The sequence below is a fragment of the Nocardia vermiculata NBRC 100427 genome, from assembly GCF_001613265.1.
GTDB lineage: Bacteria > Actinomycetota > Actinomycetes > Mycobacteriales > Mycobacteriaceae > Nocardia > Nocardia vermiculata.
Genome location: NZ_BDCA01000039.1, coordinates 19967 through 36146 on the forward strand (window position 1 = coordinate 19967; position 16180 = coordinate 36146).

Annotated in this window: 18 protein-coding genes; 5 read left to right on the forward strand and 13 right to left on the reverse strand. The window is 66.1% G+C overall.

From position 1 onward, the window contains the following. Positions 1-4 precede the first annotated feature (4 nt). Complete coding sequence (gene mycP / locus NV2_RS27745; RefSeq protein ID WP_067880892.1) at positions 5-1423, forward strand: type VII secretion-associated serine protease mycosin; 1419 nt, start codon at positions 5-7, stop codon at positions 1421-1423. Here mycP and NV2_RS27750 read toward each other — a convergent pair whose 3' ends face one another. Continuing rightward, positions 1424-1969, reverse strand: coding sequence for a pyridoxamine 5'-phosphate oxidase family protein (locus NV2_RS27750; RefSeq protein ID WP_067880895.1), 546 nt, complete (start codon positions 1967-1969; stop codon positions 1424-1426). Positions 1970-2188: 219 nt separating this feature from the next. Between NV2_RS27750 and NV2_RS27755 the strand changes: the two genes are divergently transcribed. Beyond that, positions 2189-3463: an MFS transporter gene (locus NV2_RS27755; RefSeq protein WP_067880898.1), complete on the forward strand. Its 1275-nt coding sequence runs from the start codon at positions 2189-2191 to the stop codon at positions 3461-3463. Here NV2_RS27755 and eccB read toward each other — a convergent pair. Beyond that, positions 3460-4968, reverse strand: coding sequence for a type VII secretion protein EccB (eccB, locus tag NV2_RS27760; protein WP_067880963.1), 1509 nt, complete (start codon positions 4966-4968; stop codon positions 3460-3462). The genes NV2_RS27755 and eccB overlap by 4 nt on opposite strands. Before the next feature lie 113 nt (positions 4969-5081). On the opposite strand from eccB, the gene eccE reads away from it, so the two are divergent. After that, the gene (eccE, locus tag NV2_RS27765; protein ID WP_084475595.1) at positions 5082-6854 is read left to right on the forward strand and encodes a type VII secretion protein EccE; all 1773 of its coding nucleotides are present in this window, start codon (positions 5082-5084) and stop codon (positions 6852-6854) included. A gap of 171 nt (positions 6855-7025) precedes the next feature. Here the strand turns inward: eccE and NV2_RS27770 are convergent, their stop codons facing one another. Beyond that, the gene (locus tag NV2_RS27770; protein WP_067880901.1) at positions 7026-7586 is read right to left on the reverse strand and encodes an NADPH-dependent FMN reductase; all 561 of its coding nucleotides are present in this window, start codon (positions 7584-7586) and stop codon (positions 7026-7028) included. A 121-nt stretch (positions 7587-7707) separates the two neighbouring features. Between NV2_RS27770 and NV2_RS27775 the strand changes: the two genes are divergently transcribed. Next, the gene (locus NV2_RS27775; protein WP_067880904.1) at positions 7708-8688 is read left to right on the forward strand and encodes a GAF domain-containing protein; all 981 of its coding nucleotides are present in this window, start codon (positions 7708-7710) and stop codon (positions 8686-8688) included. A gap of 13 nt (positions 8689-8701) precedes the next feature. Here the strand turns inward: NV2_RS27775 and NV2_RS27780 are convergent, their stop codons facing one another. Continuing rightward, complete coding sequence (locus NV2_RS27780; RefSeq protein WP_067880907.1) at positions 8702-9511, reverse strand: S-methyl-5'-thioadenosine phosphorylase; 810 nt, start codon at positions 9509-9511, stop codon at positions 8702-8704. Positions 9512-9665: 154 nt separating this feature from the next. Here NV2_RS27780 and NV2_RS27785 point away from each other — a divergent pair, with 154 nt between their 5' ends. Next, positions 9666-9980, forward strand: a complete 315-nt coding sequence (locus tag NV2_RS27785) for a metal-sensitive transcriptional regulator (RefSeq protein ID WP_067880966.1) — start codon at positions 9666-9668, stop codon at positions 9978-9980. A gap of 13 nt (positions 9981-9993) precedes the next feature. Here the strand turns inward: NV2_RS27785 and NV2_RS27790 are convergent, their stop codons facing one another. The 9 genes from NV2_RS27790 to infA all read right to left on the reverse strand — a co-directional run bounded on the left by NV2_RS27790 (position 9994) and on the right by infA (position 15834). Further along, positions 9994-10836, reverse strand: coding sequence for an LLM class F420-dependent oxidoreductase (locus NV2_RS27790; protein WP_067880910.1), 843 nt, complete (start codon positions 10834-10836; stop codon positions 9994-9996). A 70-nt stretch (positions 10837-10906) separates the two neighbouring features. Next, positions 10907-11860, reverse strand: coding sequence for a tRNA pseudouridine(38-40) synthase TruA (gene truA / locus NV2_RS27795; protein ID WP_174550641.1), 954 nt, complete (start codon positions 11858-11860; stop codon positions 10907-10909). 105 nt (positions 11861-11965) lie between these two features. Further along, complete coding sequence (gene rplQ / locus NV2_RS27800; RefSeq protein ID WP_067880916.1) at positions 11966-12481, reverse strand: 50S ribosomal protein L17; 516 nt, start codon at positions 12479-12481, stop codon at positions 11966-11968. A 59-nt stretch (positions 12482-12540) separates the two neighbouring features. Next, positions 12541-13599 (reverse strand): DNA-directed RNA polymerase subunit alpha, encoded by a 1059-nt coding sequence (locus NV2_RS27805; RefSeq protein ID WP_067880919.1) that lies wholly within the window; start codon positions 13597-13599, stop codon positions 12541-12543. 101 nt (positions 13600-13700) lie between these two features. Continuing rightward, positions 13701-14306: a 30S ribosomal protein S4 gene (gene rpsD / locus NV2_RS27810; protein WP_067880922.1), complete on the reverse strand. Its 606-nt coding sequence runs from the start codon at positions 14304-14306 to the stop codon at positions 13701-13703. Positions 14307-14326: 20 nt separating this feature from the next. Further along, positions 14327-14740, reverse strand: a complete 414-nt coding sequence (rpsK, locus tag NV2_RS27815) for a 30S ribosomal protein S11 (protein WP_067880926.1) — start codon at positions 14738-14740, stop codon at positions 14327-14329. Between the two features lie 9 nt (positions 14741-14749). Continuing rightward, positions 14750-15121, reverse strand: a complete 372-nt coding sequence (gene rpsM, locus NV2_RS27820) for a 30S ribosomal protein S13 (protein ID WP_067880929.1) — start codon at positions 15119-15121, stop codon at positions 14750-14752. 251 nt (positions 15122-15372) lie between these two features. Next, positions 15373-15486 (reverse strand): 50S ribosomal protein L36, encoded by a 114-nt coding sequence (gene rpmJ, locus NV2_RS27825; RefSeq protein ID WP_025347279.1) that lies wholly within the window; start codon positions 15484-15486, stop codon positions 15373-15375. A gap of 126 nt (positions 15487-15612) precedes the next feature. Next, on the reverse strand, positions 15613-15834 hold the full coding sequence (infA, locus tag NV2_RS27830; RefSeq protein WP_003886926.1) for a translation initiation factor IF-1: 222 nt from the start codon (positions 15832-15834) through the stop codon (positions 15613-15615). Positions 15835-16180 lie beyond the last annotated feature (346 nt).

Genomic DNA, 16180 nt, shown 5'->3' on the forward strand with positions numbered 1-16180 from the left:
CGGCATGAAGCCGAATACATTCGGGCGCAAGGCGGTTCGAATCGCAGCTGTCGCCGCGGTGCTGGGATTGAGCGTGTCGACCGGCGCGGGTGCCGCAGTGGCGGACAAGCCGGTCGTGAATCCGGGAGTGTTGCCGGCCGACGGCACTCCCGCACCACCCGACCAGACGGAGCAACCCCCGAATTCACCCTGCGCCAGCACCAGTACGGGCGGCGACGGGCCCACGGTTCCCACCGCCCAGCGCAGTCTCGAACTCGACAAGGCATGGCACTTCGCGCGCGGCGCAGGCCAGTTGGTTGCCGTGATCGATACCGGCGTGGCACCCCATCCGCGTCTTCCGGGCCTGATCGCCGGGGGCGACTATGTGTCGTCTTCCGACGGGACGAGCGACTGCGATGCCCACGGAACCTTCGTCGCGGGCATCATCGGCGCGACCGAGGTCCCCGGGCAGGGCTTTGCGGGTGTTGCGCCACAAGCGCGCATCCTCAGCATCCGTCAGACTTCGAGCTACTTCCAGAAGAAGGGCGCCGGACGCGACAAACCGCCGGACGCCATGCCCGACGGATACGGCACCACGACCACACTCGCGCAGGCCGTGCGCCACGCCGCAGATATGGGCGCCACGGTCATCAACATGTCCGAGGTCGCGTGCAAGTCGGGAGACCTTCCCGACGCCGCCCTCGGCGCCGCGGTGCGATACGCAGCAGTCGAGAAGAATGTCGTCGTCGTGACCGCCGCGGGGAACAACGACAAATGCAAGGGCACCAATCCGGTCATCGACCCCCTGGATCCGACCGCCGATCCGTGGTCCAAGGTCAATATGAATGTCTCTCCGGCCCGATGGGACGACTTCGTCCTTTCGGTGGGCTCGGTCGACGACAACGGTCAGCCCTCGTCGTTCACGGTTCCCGGCCCGTGGGTCGGAGTCGCGGCACCCGGTGAGCAACTGACCTCGCTCGATCCGCATTGGGACGATCCGAAAAGCAAGGGCACTGCGGTCGGAAAGGTGGACCAGCAGGGCAAAGTCGAACCCATCTCCGGGACCAGTTTCGCCGCACCCTATGTCGCCGGTGTGGCGGCACTGGTACGCGAGCGCTTCCCGCAGCTGAGCGCCATCGATGTCATCAAACGCATCGAGGCGACCGCGCATGCTCCCGCCGAGGGGTGGAATCCGTTCGTCGGTTACGGCGCCGTCGATCCGGTCGCCGCTTTGAGCGCACAGGTCCCGAACCAGCTTCCGCCCAAGCAACCCGCAGCCGCGGTGAGCTTGCAGATGCCGGTACCCGCTCCAGCTCCCGCCGCCGACAACACCTCTCGGAATGTGGCGTTGATCGGCACCGGCGTCATCGCCGTCCTCGCGGTCCTGGGTTACCTCGCCTCCTTCCCCATCCGCCGTCACTTCGGTGAGCGTGGCGACGGGTAACTACTCGGCTGGTTCGTCGAAGTGCCAGCGGGTGGCGCCGCCCGGTTCGACCGTGGACAGGGCGGTCGCGGCGCGAGGGACGATGCGGTAGACGTGCCACGGTGGCGGGCCGGCGGAGGGGGCGCTGAATTCTGCGGTGAGGGCGGTGCCCGAGGTGTCGACACGGCAGGGCCAGCCTTCGGCGGCCCACAGTGCGGCCATTTCGGCGACCGTGGCCGGGTCGGTGACATGTTCGGCGTGCCCGTCGACGCTGAGGTCGATGGTGTCCAACGCGACGCTCAGGGTGCAGCGCGGGTCCCGGGCGACGTTGCGGGCTTTGCGGGTTCGCGGTCCGGTTTCGAACCAGAACGCTCCGTCGGCCCACAGCGCCCCGACGGCCGTGACGTGCGGGGTGCCGTCCGGGTTCAGGGTGGCCAGCCAGCAGGTGTGCCGGTCGGGACCCCCGGCCCCCGGGGCCTGCGGGAATCCGGCGTCCAGGCCGTCGACGACAGCGGACCAGTTCATCGGGTCGAGCTCGTACAGTTCGGCAAGGTTCGTCGTCTTCATACTGTCGGGACGATATACAGACACCGAATTCATCGCCGTTCCACCGCGACCTACAGCTCGCCCGATTTGCCGTAGATGACGTATATGACCTGGTTAGCGGTAGGAAATGTCTTCAAGATCGAGACACGTCCGGCCCGCATCCCGCACTATCGTCGGCAGCGGAGGACATATCTGCCCGGGTCCTGCGCGCGAGATCGCACGAAGGAGCGGGAAACCTCTATGCCAGTCGCCGGTAGGCAGCGTCTCACCCCCGATCAACGCAATTCCTTCATCGCCGCACAGCTGGGCTGGACGATGGATGCGTTCGACTACTTCCTGGTGGTCTTCGTCTACGCCGAAATCGCGGCGGACTTCGACATGTCCAAAGCGGACGTCGCGTTCATCACCACCGCGACGCTGATCATGCGGCCGGTCGGTGCGATGCTGTTCGGACTCTGGGCCGACCGGATCGGCCGGCGCCTCCCGCTGATGGTGAATGTCGCGTTCTATTCACTGGTCGGGTTCCTGTGCGCGTTCGCGCCGAATTTCACTGTGCTGCTGATTCTTCGGATGCTCTACGGGATCGGCATGGGCGGCGAATGGGGTCTCGGGGCGGCACTGGCGATGGAGAAGATCCCGGCCGAGCGCCGCGGGTTCTTCTCCGGGCTGCTGCAGGAGGGGTACTCGTTCGGATATCTGCTCGCCTCGCTGGCATCGCTGCTGGTCACGAACTGGCTCGGACTGTCGTGGCGGTGGCTGTTCGCACTGTCGGTCATTCCGGCGCTGATCATCCTGGCAATCCGGACCCGCGTCGGTGAATCGGAGGCGTGGCGGGAGAGCCGCGAACGGATGCGCGTCACCCGGACCTCGCTGCGCGACGTGCTCCTGAATCCCATGGTGATTCGCCGCTTCGTCTATCTGATCCTGCTGATGACCGCGTTCAACTGGATGAGCCACGGCACCCAGGACATCTATCCGACCTTCCTGTCCGCGGTCGACAACGGGGGCGCGGGACTGTCCTCGGCGACCGCGAAATGGATTGCGGTGGTGTACAACATCGGCGCGATCATCGGCGGCCTGGTGTTCGGCAGCCTGTCACAGAAGTACGGCCGCCGGTACACCATCGTCTTCTGCGCACTGCTCGCCTTGCCGATCGTCCCGCTGTTCGCGTATTCGACGGCCGCCGCGATGCTGTGTCTGGGCTCGTTCCTGATGCAACTGATGGTCCAGGGCGCCTGGGGCGTGATCCCGGCGCACCTCACCGAGCTGTCCCCGGACGCGATTCGCGGGTTCTATCCCGGAGTGACCTATCAGCTCGGCAACCTGCTGGCCGCGCTCAACCTGCCCATCCAGGAGCGACTGGCCGAAAGCCACGGCTATCCGTTCGCGCTCACCGTGACCATCGTTCCGGTGCTGATCATCGTCGCATTCCTCACCCTGATCGGTAAGGAGGCCAAGGGGGTTCGGTTCGGCTCGCAGGCTTCCGAGCCCGCGAGCCGAACCGCGTCGACTTAGTTGGCCGGCTGCTGGGCCGACTGATCCTGCTTGGACCGCACCAGCGTGTCGGCCGGTTCCGGGTCCGGTGCTACACCGTCGTGGGCGACCATGGCGGCTTCGCGGCCAAGCGTCGGGCCCGCGGCCAGCAGGCCGACGATCTGGTACGGGGCGAGCTCGGGTGTGGCCTTCTCCGCATCCATACCGAGTGCCTTCTGCGCCTCGCCGTCCTTGATGCCGTAGCGCACTCCGGTATCGGCGACAAAGAACATGCTGTCGCGACGCTGACTGTCGGTCTCGATTCCGGTGGTCTGCACGAAGTATCCGTGACCCGGGGTCGAGTAGAACGCGTCCACATTCGAGGCGGACCCGTCGGCCTGTGCGAGCGGTGTGGTCTGTTTGTTGTCCGGGATGGGCAGCGCACTTCCGGCCAGCACAGACAGTTCCGCGCGCTTACTGCCGTCGGACTTGTCGGAGGCACCGGCCAGCGGCTTCCACGACAGGCAGCCGACCGGCCGGTCCTTCGGATTCACGATGGTCGGCGCCTTCGTCGGATACTGCTGCACCGCAAGCTCGTTCGACACCGCCGCCTGGGTGCTGTCGAACTGACTGATCTCCGGATTCTGGGACGCGGTGGGGTTGGAGTTGCGGATGATATCCGCGGTCAGCGGTGAGATCGGCTGCAGACCGTCGCGCAACACCACGTAGTACTGGTCCTTGGTGTCGACGTGCACCACGTCACCGATGCGGTGATTGTTCAGTGAATAGGTCGGAGTACCACCGGGATCGGTGATCCGTGGCGGCACGATCGGCAGCACCTCCGGAATGGAGTTGAGCAGCCCGGCGCTGATCGGTCGTGGCGTCATCCCGCGAATACCGAGCGCCTCGGTGACCTTCGGATCGTCCATGTCGACGCGGGCCCGCTGGTTGTCGTAGATCAGGTAGGCCGCATCGCGTCCCTGAACCAGCAGGGCGTCGTTCCCCGGCATCTCGGCCGCCTTGGTGCCCAGCACCGGATCACCGGCGATCACCGTGGTGGTCATCTCGCTGCTGCCGTCGTTGGTCAGCTCGTCGCAGATCGTCCAGGCACGACCGTTACCACCGCCGTCGAAATTCAGCGACGAGGGCGCACCCGGAATACCGATCAGCGCGCCGCGCGGCTTCTTCGACAGCTCGGATTCCTTGATGGACACCGCTTTCGCGGGTTCACCGACCGCCAGCCGCGCCGAGGCCAGGTTCAGCGTCGGATGCACCACACCGTCGATCACGGCGTATACCGCGCCGGTGTCCTTGCCGAGCAGAATCTTGTTGTCGCCGATGGACCCCTGTGGCTTCAGCAGTGCCAGCACTCCGCAACCGGCGAGCGCGACGATCCCCAGGACCAGGCCCGCGGCATAGGCCCGCGACTGTGAGCGCATCGGATCGTGCAGCATTCGCACGTCCCGGCGCACCAGGGCGTGCTCCATTCGCCGGACCAGGAAGCGATAACCGCTCACCTGCCAGCGCGTAGTGGGTTTTGAAGGCATGAGTCCTCCCCCGAACAGTGCTCGCGTTCGCACAACACAGTACAGTTCAGCAGGACTGTAGTTCAGCTCGGCCATCCGCATATGGGCCGACACCGCGTACTTGGGGGACGACGATGGCCGAATCCAGCGGGACCGACAGCCGCCCGCTTCTCGGGCGAATCTCGCTGCCGAACCTGCTGGCCGCACAGGCGTTGGGGCTGGTAGTCGGCATAATCGTGCTGGTGGTCGGTGTACCGGGCTGGTATGCGCTCGCGGCCGCGATCGTGGCCGGATTGCTGCTGCTGATCCCGATCGGCAAGCGCACCGTCGCCTCGTGGCTCGCCACCCTGTGGCGCTATTTCACCCGGCAGCAGTACGACCTCGGCGACACCGTCGACTTCCGCGGCCCGGACGACAAGTCTCTGGGGTTGTACTGGGAGGGCAGCCGAGTCGTCGCGGTCGTCGAGGTACTGCCCCCGAAGGGCGGTCTGACCCGTATCGACCGCAATACCGTGCACGCATCGCATCTGCTGCCGCTCCCCGAGCTGGCGCAATGCCTGACCCAGCACGACATCCAGCTCTCCGGCATCGACATCATCAGCCACGGTCACCGCAGTCGTTCCGGCACGCCCGCCGGGCCGATCTACGAATCACTACTCGGCCCGCTGCCCGCCACTGCGCACCGAACCGTATGGCTCGCAATCAGTTTCGACACACTGGCCTGCCCGGAAGCAGCCGCCCGGCGCGGCGGTGGCACCGAGGGCGCCGGCCGCGCAGTGACCATCGCGACCCAGCGCATCGTGCGGGCGCTCGAGGATGCCGATTGCGCGTCCCGCGTGCTCACCGCACCGGAGATTCGCAAGGCGGTCTGGCAGATCAGCGGCGGCACCGACCCACGTGAACTGACCCATCGCTGGCGCTACACCGAGCTCGCGAACAGCGTGAACGTCGGTGCCGCAGTGGATCCCAAGCAATTGGGTTCGGATCTGCTGGCACAGTTGTGGGTGGCCCCGTCACGCGGCACCACGGTGGCAGTCCGGCTGCGGCCGGGCAGTACCGCCGACACCGTGAATATCGGGGCCGCATGGCGGTTGACCGCGCGTGAGCTGCCGGAGAAGATCACCCGCAAGGGCATGGTCTCGCTGAACGGCCGCCATCGGCAGAGCCTGCTGGCCCATCTGCCGATCGCCGTGCCCGGCGTGGACCACACCGTCCCGATGAGCCAGTATCCGATCGATGTGGTCGGCGTACTCCACCTGCCGTCCTCGGGCTGCGGTCAGCTGATCGGTTCCGACGAGGAAGGCAACGGTGTCGCCATCCGGCTTGTCGGCCAGGGTATTTCGTCGGTCTACGTGGCCGGTGAGCTGTACCTGGCTCAGCAGCTGGTGTTCCGCGCGCTGGCCGTGGGTGAACGCATTCTGATCCGTACCGACCGGCCGCAGGCCTGGGAGCAGCTGGTCTCCACCATCGGCAATCCCGAGCGGCTGGCCGTCGCCGCCGAAACGCATCAAAGCGATGCCGGCTTCACCGCCGCAGTGGTAGACGGCGTGCTCGCCCCCGCCCCACATGCCGGCGTAACCACCATCTACATGGCTGGTGATCCGAGGAGTCTGCCGGCGGCCAAGCCGGATCTGTCCATCCATCAGCCCGGCGCGATCGGCAATCACGTGGTGCTGCGAACCGGCACCACGCAGGTCGAACTGACGCTCGTCTCGATTCCACGGGAAACGACCTATATCGGCGATCCGCGTTCGCGACGTCCGGCACCGCAGCAGCAACCCCGTCCGCCTCAGCAGCAGCACCCACCCCAGCAGCGCCCGCCGCAACAGCGGCACCCGCAGCAGCCACGACCACCACAGCAGCGCCCGCCCCAGCAGCATCCCCCGCTTCCCCACGGACGCAGGTAGATCCGGGCCGGCACGGCACCGGCACAGTAGGGTGCGGCCACCTCTGCATCGTGCGCGGTGGACAAGCCGGTACGGTGCGGCCGACTCGGCACCGGGGCCGCGGGACGGTGCCACGACGAGCTCAGCCCTCGACCGGGCAGGCGGTCTCGCCAGCGGTTCGGATCGGTGCCCTCAGCCCGGGTAGGGATCGGCGGCGCGGGCTGCGCGCAGATGCCGCGCCCACCAGGCCCACTGCCGTAGCAGCCGCTGGGCGGCATCGATAGCCGCACCGTCGGCGGTGTTTCCGTCGGCGTCGAACTTGCGCTTGGCCTCGTGGAAGCTGACGGTGTCGCGAATCGACACCATGTGGATCTCAGCGACTACCTGGCGCAACTGCTCGATGGCACGCAGCCCGCCGGAGAGACCGCCGTAGCCGACGAATCCGATGGGTTTCGCACGCCATTCGCGCTTCACACTGTCGAGTGCGGTCTTCAGCGCGGCAGGATAGCCGTGGTTGTATTCTGAGGTGACGACCACGAAGCCGTCCGCGGCACCGACGCGGTTTCGGAACGCCTCGACCTCGGGAGTGGAGGTCAGGTCGGTGGGCAGCGAGGTATGCGCCAGATCGATGACCCCGATATCCAGCTCGTCCTCGGACCGGGCCGTGCGCAGGAACCATTCGGCCACGACCGGTGCGAAGCGTTCGGGTCGCACACTGGCGACAATGACTTCCAGCCGCAGTCGGTCTTCCATGCAACCAGCCTAGTTCGCAGGGCCGCTGCGCCGGGCCGTCGGACGTGCAGAATAATCGACCGCGATATTCGACCGCTATGGCCGAGGGCCGCTACGGAACGAAACGGGAGGGGACGCGCTCGTGATCGTCGGGCACTGGTTGCTGATCGAAACACTCGACGTTCCCACCACGTGGTCTGTGCTCGGTGTGGACACCGCACCACGGCACTGGAAGTCACTGGCACGCACCGTTCCCCCGCGGCTGATGCCGATTCTCACCGCCGCCGCGGCGCACGGGAAGACGGTCGAACGCCGGTTGCCGAAATCCCGTCATCCCTGGTCGGAATGCTTCGCCCGCGCCGTTACACTGCCGGGCCCCGATGAGCGGGTGCATGCGGTGCAGATGTGGGTGGGTCACGACGACCCGCCTGCGCCACCGCCGGTCGCCACCCATTTGTTGGATGCCCGCACCCGGCGCAACGAGATTCGCCCGGCGGGCCTGGGCGCGGCCTTCGACCGCAACCGCACGGTGTGGGTCGGGGCGGAATCGTTCGAGCACGTGGAGCGTTTCGACGAGGCATTGGATCTGGCGGTGGTGGTGTCTCGCGCCGTGCCGGGATCTCGATGGTCCGGTGAGCTGTGTGTACGCACACCCGCCGGCCTGCGCACGCTCATGATGAGTACCCGCAACTCGGTCGCCGCGCCGTATCTGTGGCGCAGCGTATTCGCCGATGTCACCGAAAGTGTGGCGCCGCAGGAGAAATCGTTCGAGGCGGCCTCCGTCGATACGCTGGTGAGCCGCAATCCGCGCATGTATCTGGCGGTGCTCGAAACCGACCGAGGGCGGCTGATCCGCTGGGTCAGCCGGCCGGTGCCGGGACTGAACTGGACCGGCGACACCGATGAACGCACCCTGCCGCATCCAGATGATCTACCTCGAATTATGGAGGCGCGCCGGGCAATTCGTGAAGGTGCGCCGTCGTGGTCGCTACCGGAGGTACGGCTCGCGGCCGTCGACGGTGGCTGGATCACCGTCGATGCCGAGATATCCCCGCTCCCCTACGGGCCGGGCAGCGCCACCCCACACTTCGCCCTGGCCCGGCTCGACCTGCGAGACCCCTGACAACCCCGCCGGGTCAGGGCAGTTCGAACGGCAGCGCCACGCCGGCATGCGCGGTGCAGTCCGGGCAGGTCTGCTCGCTGTCCACAGCGGCGACAGCGCGACGCACCAATGTCTTGAACGGCACCATGTTCCGTTCGAATTCGGCGAATACCGCGGCAGTGCTCACCCCGTCGCCCGATTCCAGCCCCGCATCCAGATCTGTCACCAAAGCGATTGCCGCATAGCACATTTCCAATTCACGGGCGAGTACCGATTCGGGATAACCGGTCATATTCACAAGTTCCCACCCCTGCCCGGCGAACCAGCGGCTCTCGGCCCGGGTGGAGAAGCGCGGTCCCTGCACGACCACCATGGTGGCGGTGTCGTGCAGCGGCAGTTCGGGCACCGCCGACGCGGCGGCCGCGGCCCGCAACTCGGCACAGTAGGGGTCGGCGAACGACACGTGGATGCCGCCGTTGTCGAAGTAGGTCTGCTCCCGGCCGGAAGTACGGTCGACCAGCTGATCGGGCACTGCCACGGTGCCGGGTCCCCAGTCGGCTCGCAGGCTGCCGACCGCACACGGCGCGAAGATCCGGCGCACGCCGATCGAACGCAACGCCCACATGTTCGCCCGGTACGGCACGGTGTGCGGTGAGTACTCGTGTTTGCGTCCATGCCTCGGCAGGAAGGCGACCCGGCGCCCCTCGACCGTTCCGACGGTGATCGGCGCAGCCGGCATGCCGTACGGGGTCTCGATCTCGAGGGTCGTCGCGTCGTCACCAAAGAAGTCGTAGAAGCCGCTACCGCCGATGATGGCCAGCGCGGGACCGGGAACCGAACTCATGGTCCCGATTCTCTCGTACGGGGTGCAGACGTGCGGAATCGGCTGGTCCGGCGCTGACAATCCCGCAACTTTCCTGTACCCTAGGGGGGTATTAGACCGAAGGCGGGCGTGAGTGGACGTGCATGCAGAGACGGGCAGCAGTGAGGAAGAGCCGGTGACCGAGGACCAGAACAACACCCAGCATCACACGCACGGCTACATCACCGCCAAGGACGATTACCTCAAGCGCCTGCGCCGCATCGAAGGACAGTCGCGTGGCCTGCAGCGCATGGTCGAAGAGGAAAAGTACTGCATCGACATTCTCACCCAGGTCTCGGCCATGACCAAGGCGCTACAGGCCGTCGCGATGGGGTTGCTCGAGGATCACATCAGCCACTGTGTGGTCGATGCCGCGGTGCAGGGCGGGCCGGAGGCGGAGGCCAAGATCAAGGAGGCCACCGACGCCATCGCCCGGATGGTCCGCTCCTGATCCGCCCGCACTCTCACACCCGAGCGGTCACAACCGGCGCGAGTGCACGCAGCACGCCCATATGGTCCTTGTCGGTGACCTGAATGGCGATCTGATCGGCGCCGACGCGCAGATGTTCGACCAGCCCGTCGGCGATTCGGTCGGCGGTCCCGTGCAGCACCAGCGCATCGATCAGACGGTCGCTGCCGGGCGGGGCCACATCCTCTTCCGCGAAACCGAGCCGACGCAGATTCGACACGTAGTTGCGCAGGCTCAGATAGAACTCGGCGCGTGGCCGGGCGGTTGCGCGCGCCTGTACCGGATCGGTACTGAACGAGATCTTGTGTTCGGGAACCAGTAGCGCGTCCGGTCCGAGGATCTCGCGGGCCTGCCGGGTGTGTTCGGCGGTGATCAGATAGGGCAGAGCTCCGGCGGTGCGATCGGCCGCCAACTTCAGCACTCGTGGCCCCAGGGCTGCCAGCGCGAGCTGCTGCTTCGGCACACCGTGGGCGATGAGGACGTCGGCGTAATCGATCAGCGCGTCGTAGGGCTTGCGGAAGTCGGAATCAGCTTCGGGATGTCCCGCGCCGAAGCCGAGGATGAACCGGCCCGGAAACTGCCGATCGATCCGGTGAAAGGATTCCGCGACCTGTTCGGCCGGTGCGGACCAGATGTTCACGATGCTGGTCCCCACCGTCAGGGTGCTGGTCTCACCCAGCAGCGCTTCCACCTCCGGCAGGTCGGCGGGCGGCGAGCCACCCAGCCACAGCGTGCTGTAGCCGAGCCCTTCCAGTTCACTGGCCTCACCCGGCTCGAAGCCCGTGTAGTAGCGCCAGACGCCGAACGATCCGATTCTGTTGCGTAGAGCTTCAGTCATAGTCCGTGCGAACCGAGCTACGCGGGCGAGTATTCCGGGCCCGGCCGCACCGCCACGGAACGCCCCGGTGTCAGTCTCCGCAACAACCGCCCGACGGGGGGAGCGTGCGCAGCTCCCGGGTTTCGACATTCCGGGCGGCGAGATCGGCATCGGCCGGGTAGTCCACCGCGATCAGACTCAGGCCGTGCGCGGGGGCGACGGTAACCGAACTGGACCGTTGACGTTCCGCGAGCAGCCCTTGCACCCACTCCGGGTCGCGGCGTCCCTCCCCCACTGCCAGCACCGCACCCACCAGGCTGCGCACCATCGACCAGCAGAAGGCATCAGCACTGACATAGGCGGTCAGCATTCGCGCGGATGCCGTTGCCTCCGCAGCAGCTACCTGTCCGCCGGCAATCGGTCCGGCCCCCGGATCGGCGTGGGCTCCGCCGAACTCGGACGCCCCGATCGGAGTACTCACCCACTCGAACCGCTGCAATTCACGCACCGTGGTGGCCCCCTCGCGCCGACGGCAGAATGCGGCGAAGTCGTGCAGTCCCAGCAGCTTTCGCGACGCCTCCCGCATGGCCTCGACATCGACCGCCGGACGGCAGGCGACCACACTACGGGTCAGCAGCGGTGGGGCACCGTACGGCGCCGTGGTGAGGCGATAGGCGTAGTGGCGGCGGATCGCAGAGAAACGAGCATCGAATTCCGCTGGTGCCGTGCGTATTCCGGTAACGCGCACATCTCTGGGCAGGAAACGCGCCAGCCGGTGCAGTAACTTGCCGTAATCCAATTCCGCGGTCGTGTCGAAGTGAGCGACCTGCCCCTCGGCATGGACCCCAGCATCGGTACGGCCGGCCACGGTGAGCTGAATCGGTTCGCGCAGGACCTTACTCAGCGACTCTTCGAGTACTCCCTGGACCGTGCGGAGTCCGGGCTGCCGTGCCCAACCGGTGAAGTCCGTACCGTCGTAGGCGATATCGAGCCGTACTCGAACCGCAACCGCCGTTCGCTCCGGATCGACCACGATCACAGCAATCTCCTGGCTAATATGAAGAGAGCCCGCCGACCCGGAGGGGACGGCGGGCTCACTCGTGAAATCCCGACGTAAGTCGAGCGGTCCCCGCGCACGGCGGGGACCAACTCATTCCGCCTTGTTCTCGGCGGGCGCCTCAGCGGCTTCCTCGGCCTTGTCCTCGGCAGGAGCCTCGGTGGCGGCCTCTTCGGCCTTCTCCTCGGCAGCCTCGGTCTTGGCCTGCTGGGCGGCGACCCGGCGAGCGCGATCGGCCTCGTTGGTCACGGTCTGCTCCCGGACCAGCTCGATGATCGCCATCGGCGCGTTGTCACCCTTGCGGGGGACGGTCTTGATGATCCGGGTGTAGCCACCCTCACGGCCCTCGAACGACGGTCCGATGGTCGCGAAGAGTTCGTGCACCACATCCTTGTTGCGGATCACCTTGAGCACCTCGCGGCGGTCGGCCAGCGTGCCGCCCTTGGCCTTGGTGACCAGCTTCTCGGCGTAGGGGCGCAGCGCCTTGGCCTTGGCCTCGGTGGTCGTGATCCGACCGTGCTCGAAGAGCGCCGTGGCCAGATTGGCGAAGATCGCCTTCTGGTGCGACGCCGACCCGCCGAAGCGAGCACCCTTCTTGGGCTTGGGCATTGGTTGTTCTCCTTTGGGAAGGCCCTCGGTCAGGACACAGCGCTGCGTCCTTCGAAGGCCTAGAGCTGTTCGGTCTCGGCGTAGTCCTGCTCGCCGTTGTCGGTATCGCCGAAGGAGCCGCTGTCACTCCAGGTTCCGGTGGCGGCGTCGTAGCCGACGACGCTGGACGGATCGAAGGAGGCCGGGCTGTCCTTCAACGACAGGCCGAGCGAATGCAGCTTGACCTTCACCTCGTCGATGGACTTCTGGCCGAAGTTACGGATATCCAGCAGATCCGACTCGGTCCGCGCAACCAGCTCGCCGACGGTGTGCACACCCTCGCGCTTGAGGCAGTTGTACGAACGCACGGTGAGGTCCAGATCCTCGATCGGCAGCGCGAACGAGGCGATGTGATCCGCCTCGGCCGGGCTGGGCCCGATCTCGATACCCTCGGCCTCCACGTTCAGCTCACGCGCCAGGCCGAACAGCTCGACCAGGGTCTTACCGGCCGAAGCCAGCGCATCCCGCGGGGAAATCGAGTTCTTGGTCTCGACATCCAGGATGAGCCGGTCGAAGTCGGTGCGCTGCTCGACACGGGTGGCCTCGACCTTGTAGGTCACCTTCAGCACCGGCGAGTAGATCGAGTCCACCGGAATCCGGCCGATCTCCGCGCCCGTCGCCTTGTTCTGGACGGCGGGGACGTAACCGCGACCGCGCTCGACGACGAGCTCGATCTCCAGCTTGCCCTTGTCGTTCAGGGTGGCGATGTGCATATCCGGGTTGTGCACGGTCACGCCGGCCGGCGGAACGATGTCACCGGCGGTGACGGCGCCCGGGCCCTGCTTACGCACGTACATGGTGACCGGCTCGTCCTCTTCGGACGACACGACCAGGCCCTTGAGGTTCAGGATGATGTCGGTGACATCTTCCTTCACACCCGGGACGGTGGTGAACTCGTGCAGCACGCCGTCGATACGGATGCTGGTCACCGCGGCCCCCGGAATCGAGGACAGCAGAGTACGGCGCAGCGAATTGCCGAGGGTGTAACCGAAGCCCGGCTCGAGGGGTTCGATGGTGAACTTCGAGCGGTTCTCGGCCAGGACCTCTTCGGCCAGTGTCGGTCGCTGTGAAATCAGCATGAGGATCTCCTCCTTCAGGGGCGCCCGCTATTTGACGCCCACGTACTGGGGTGTGGGTGAGCCTCCAACAAGGTGGCTCACCCACCAGCAGCACGAACGGCTTACTTCGAGTAGTACTCGACGATGAGCTGTTCGTTCAGCGGCACATCGATCTGCGCGCGTTCCGGAAGCTGGTGGACCAGGATCCGCAGCCGGTTCGGAACAACCTGCAGCCAGCCCGGGATCGGGCGATCGCCCTGGGTCTCACGGGCGACCTGGAACGGCAGGGTCGGCAGCGACTTTTCCTTGACATCGATGATGTCGTACTGCGAGACCTGGAAGCTGGGGACGTTCACCTTGCGGTTGTTCACCGTGAAGTGACCGTGCGAGACCAGCTGGCGAGCCTGCCGGCGGGTACGCGCCAGACCGGCGCGGTACACGACGTTGTCCAGCCGCGACTCGAGCAGACGCAGCAGGTTGTCGCCGGTCTTGCCCTTCTGCCGGTTGGCTTCCTTGTAGTACCGGCTGAACTGCTTCTCCATGATGCCGTAGGTGAAGCGGGCCTTCTGCTTCTCCTGCAGCTGGAGCAGGTACTCGCTCTCCTTGATCCGCGCGCGGCCGTGCTGGCCGGGCGGGTAGGGACGACGCTCGAACGCCTGGTCGCCTCCGACGAGGTCGACGCGAAGACGACGCGACTTGCGGGTGATGGGGCCTGTATAACGAGCCATTTTTCGCTATTCCTTTCCCGCTAGACGCGACGCCGCTTGGGCGGACGGCAGCCGTTGTGCGGCTGCGGGGTGACGTCGGAGATCGTGCCCACCTCGAGGCCGGCGGCCTGCAGCGAGCGGATCGCGGTCTCACGGCCCGAACCCGGGCCCTTGACGAACACGTCGACCTTCTTGACGCCGTTCTCCTGCGCCTTGCGGGCGGCGTTCTCGGCGGCGAGCTGCGCGGCGAACGGGGTCGACTTACGCGAGCCCTTGAAACCGACGTGGCCCGACGAGGCCCACGAGAGCACATTGCCCTCGGGGTCGGTGATCGAGACGATCGTGTTGTTGAACGTGGACTTGATGTGCGCGTGGCCGTGCGGAACGTTCTTCTTGTCCCTGCGACGCGCCTTCTGGGACTTCTTGGGGCCGGAGGCCCGACTCTTCGGAGGCATCGGTTATCCCTACTTCTTCTTGCCGGCGACGGTCTTCTTCGGACCCTTGCGCGTGCGCGCATTGGTCTTGGTCCGCTGTCCGCGCACCGGCAGGTGGCGGCGATGGCGGATGCCCTGGTAGCAGCCGATCTCGATCTTGCGACGGATGTCGGCCTGCACCTCGCGGCGCAGGTCACCTTCGACCTTGAGATCCGACGCCTCGATGTAATCGCGCAACCGGGTGACGTCGTCGTCGCTGAGATCCTTCGAGCGCAGATCCGGGCTGACGCCGGTGGCGGCCAGGATCTCGTGAGAGCGGGTACGACCGATTCCGAAAATGTAGGTCAGCGCGATCTCCATGCGCTTTTCGCGCGGGAGATCTACGCCCATCAGACGTGCCATGTGGCAGCTTCCTTAACTGTTGCGGAGGTCTACTCCCTGTCCGTCCCCGCCGCTGCGAGCAGCGAATTCTGCTACAGCTGGGGCCCCGGCCTCCGTTCCGGGGGTAGGTCACCTGTCCGCCTGCTGCTCGTTTCCGAGGCAGCGGGCTCGCCGACGGGCGACTGGCGCTGGGAGGTCTTCTTTGCTGTGCCAATCCGAAACTGCGTTCGGTGCTTGGCTGGTGAGCTACTGCGGTGGACGCAGTTCAGGTATCAGCCCTGACGCTGCTTGTGCCGCAGGTTGTCGCAGATCACCATGACCCGGCCGTTACGGCGGATCACCTTGCACTTCTCGCAGATCTTCTTGACGCTCGGCTGAACCTTCACGTCCGTCCAATCTGGTTGTGGTTCACACGACAGGTGTGAACACAGCTTTTCCCCAGCCGTGTGACCGGGGAAATCTCTTGCGAGTCCGGAAACCGGAACTCCTCCCGGGGACCACTCCCCGGAAACTCATTTGTAGCGGTAGACGATGCGACCGCGGGAAAGGTCGTACGGAGACAGCTCCACGACGACACGATCCTCGGGCAGGATGCGGATGTAGTGCTGACGCATCTTGCCGCTGATGTGCGCGAGAACCTTGTGACCGTTCTCCAGCTCGATGCGGAACATCGCATTCGGCAGCGGCTCGATAACTCGACCCTCGACCTCGATGGCCCCGTCCTTCTTCGCCATATCCTCCGCGATCCCGCTTACGCTGAAACCCTGTGTGGTCCCAACTCCTCGGCCAGCTTTGTCACTGCAGTTATCGGTGCACTCCAGTCGACCGGTGCGTACGCTCGGCGTCGCACACCTTGCAGACCAGGGTAGATCACAAGCAGACATGCGCGAACGCCGGGTGGATGCACCGCCGGTCAAGCCTACCCGCGCGCCCCTGATCCGGCCAAATACCGCCGGGTTCCCCTCCGTCGTGGCTGCGTTGGTCACCGGCTGGTCACCGGAGGATGCCCGCGTCGCGCCCGCCGATACGGCACCGAATGCAGGCGACGGCCGCCCGTCACCGCAGATCGCTCTCGCGTAA

Excerpts from the sequence above, each read along its gene's own strand:
- NV2_RS27770 (WP_067880901.1), bottom strand. The coding sequence starts at position 7,586 with ATGGAAGACCGACTGCGGCTGGAAGTCATTGTCGCCAGTGTGCGACCC.
- mycP (WP_067880892.1), top strand. The coding sequence starts at position 5 with ATGAAGCCGAATACATTCGGGCGCAAGGCGGTTCGAATCGCAGCTGTC.
- NV2_RS27805 (WP_067880919.1), bottom strand. The coding sequence starts at position 13,599 with ATGCTGATTTCACAGCGACCGACACTGGCCGAAGAGGTCCTGGCCGAG.
- NV2_RS27780 (WP_067880907.1), bottom strand. The coding sequence starts at position 9,511 with ATGAGTTCGGTTCCCGGTCCCGCGCTGGCCATCATCGGCGGTAGCGGC.
- rpsM (WP_067880929.1), bottom strand. The coding sequence starts at position 15,121 with ATGGCACGTCTGATGGGCGTAGATCTCCCGCGCGAAAAGCGCATGGAG.
- NV2_RS27750 (WP_067880895.1), bottom strand. The coding sequence starts at position 1,969 with ATGAAGACGACGAACCTTGCCGAACTGTACGAGCTCGACCCGATGAAC.
- NV2_RS27755 (WP_067880898.1), top strand. The coding sequence starts at position 2,189 with ATGCCAGTCGCCGGTAGGCAGCGTCTCACCCCCGATCAACGCAATTCC.
- eccE (WP_084475595.1), top strand. The coding sequence starts at position 5,082 with ATGGCCGAATCCAGCGGGACCGACAGCCGCCCGCTTCTCGGGCGAATC.
- rpsK (WP_067880926.1), bottom strand. The coding sequence starts at position 14,740 with ATGCCTCCGAAGAGTCGGGCCTCCGGCCCCAAGAAGTCCCAGAAGGCG.
- infA (WP_003886926.1), bottom strand. The coding sequence starts at position 15,834 with ATGGCGAAGAAGGACGGGGCCATCGAGGTCGAGGGTCGAGTTATCGAG.
- NV2_RS27790 (WP_067880910.1), bottom strand. The coding sequence starts at position 10,836 with ATGACTGAAGCTCTACGCAACAGAATCGGATCGTTCGGCGTCTGGCGC.
- rpsD (WP_067880922.1), bottom strand. The coding sequence starts at position 14,306 with ATGGCTCGTTATACAGGCCCCATCACCCGCAAGTCGCGTCGTCTTCGC.
- rplQ (WP_067880916.1), bottom strand. The coding sequence starts at position 12,481 with ATGCCCAAGCCCAAGAAGGGTGCTCGCTTCGGCGGGTCGGCGTCGCAC.
- eccB (WP_067880963.1), bottom strand. The coding sequence starts at position 4,968 with ATGCCTTCAAAACCCACTACGCGCTGGCAGGTGAGCGGTTATCGCTTC.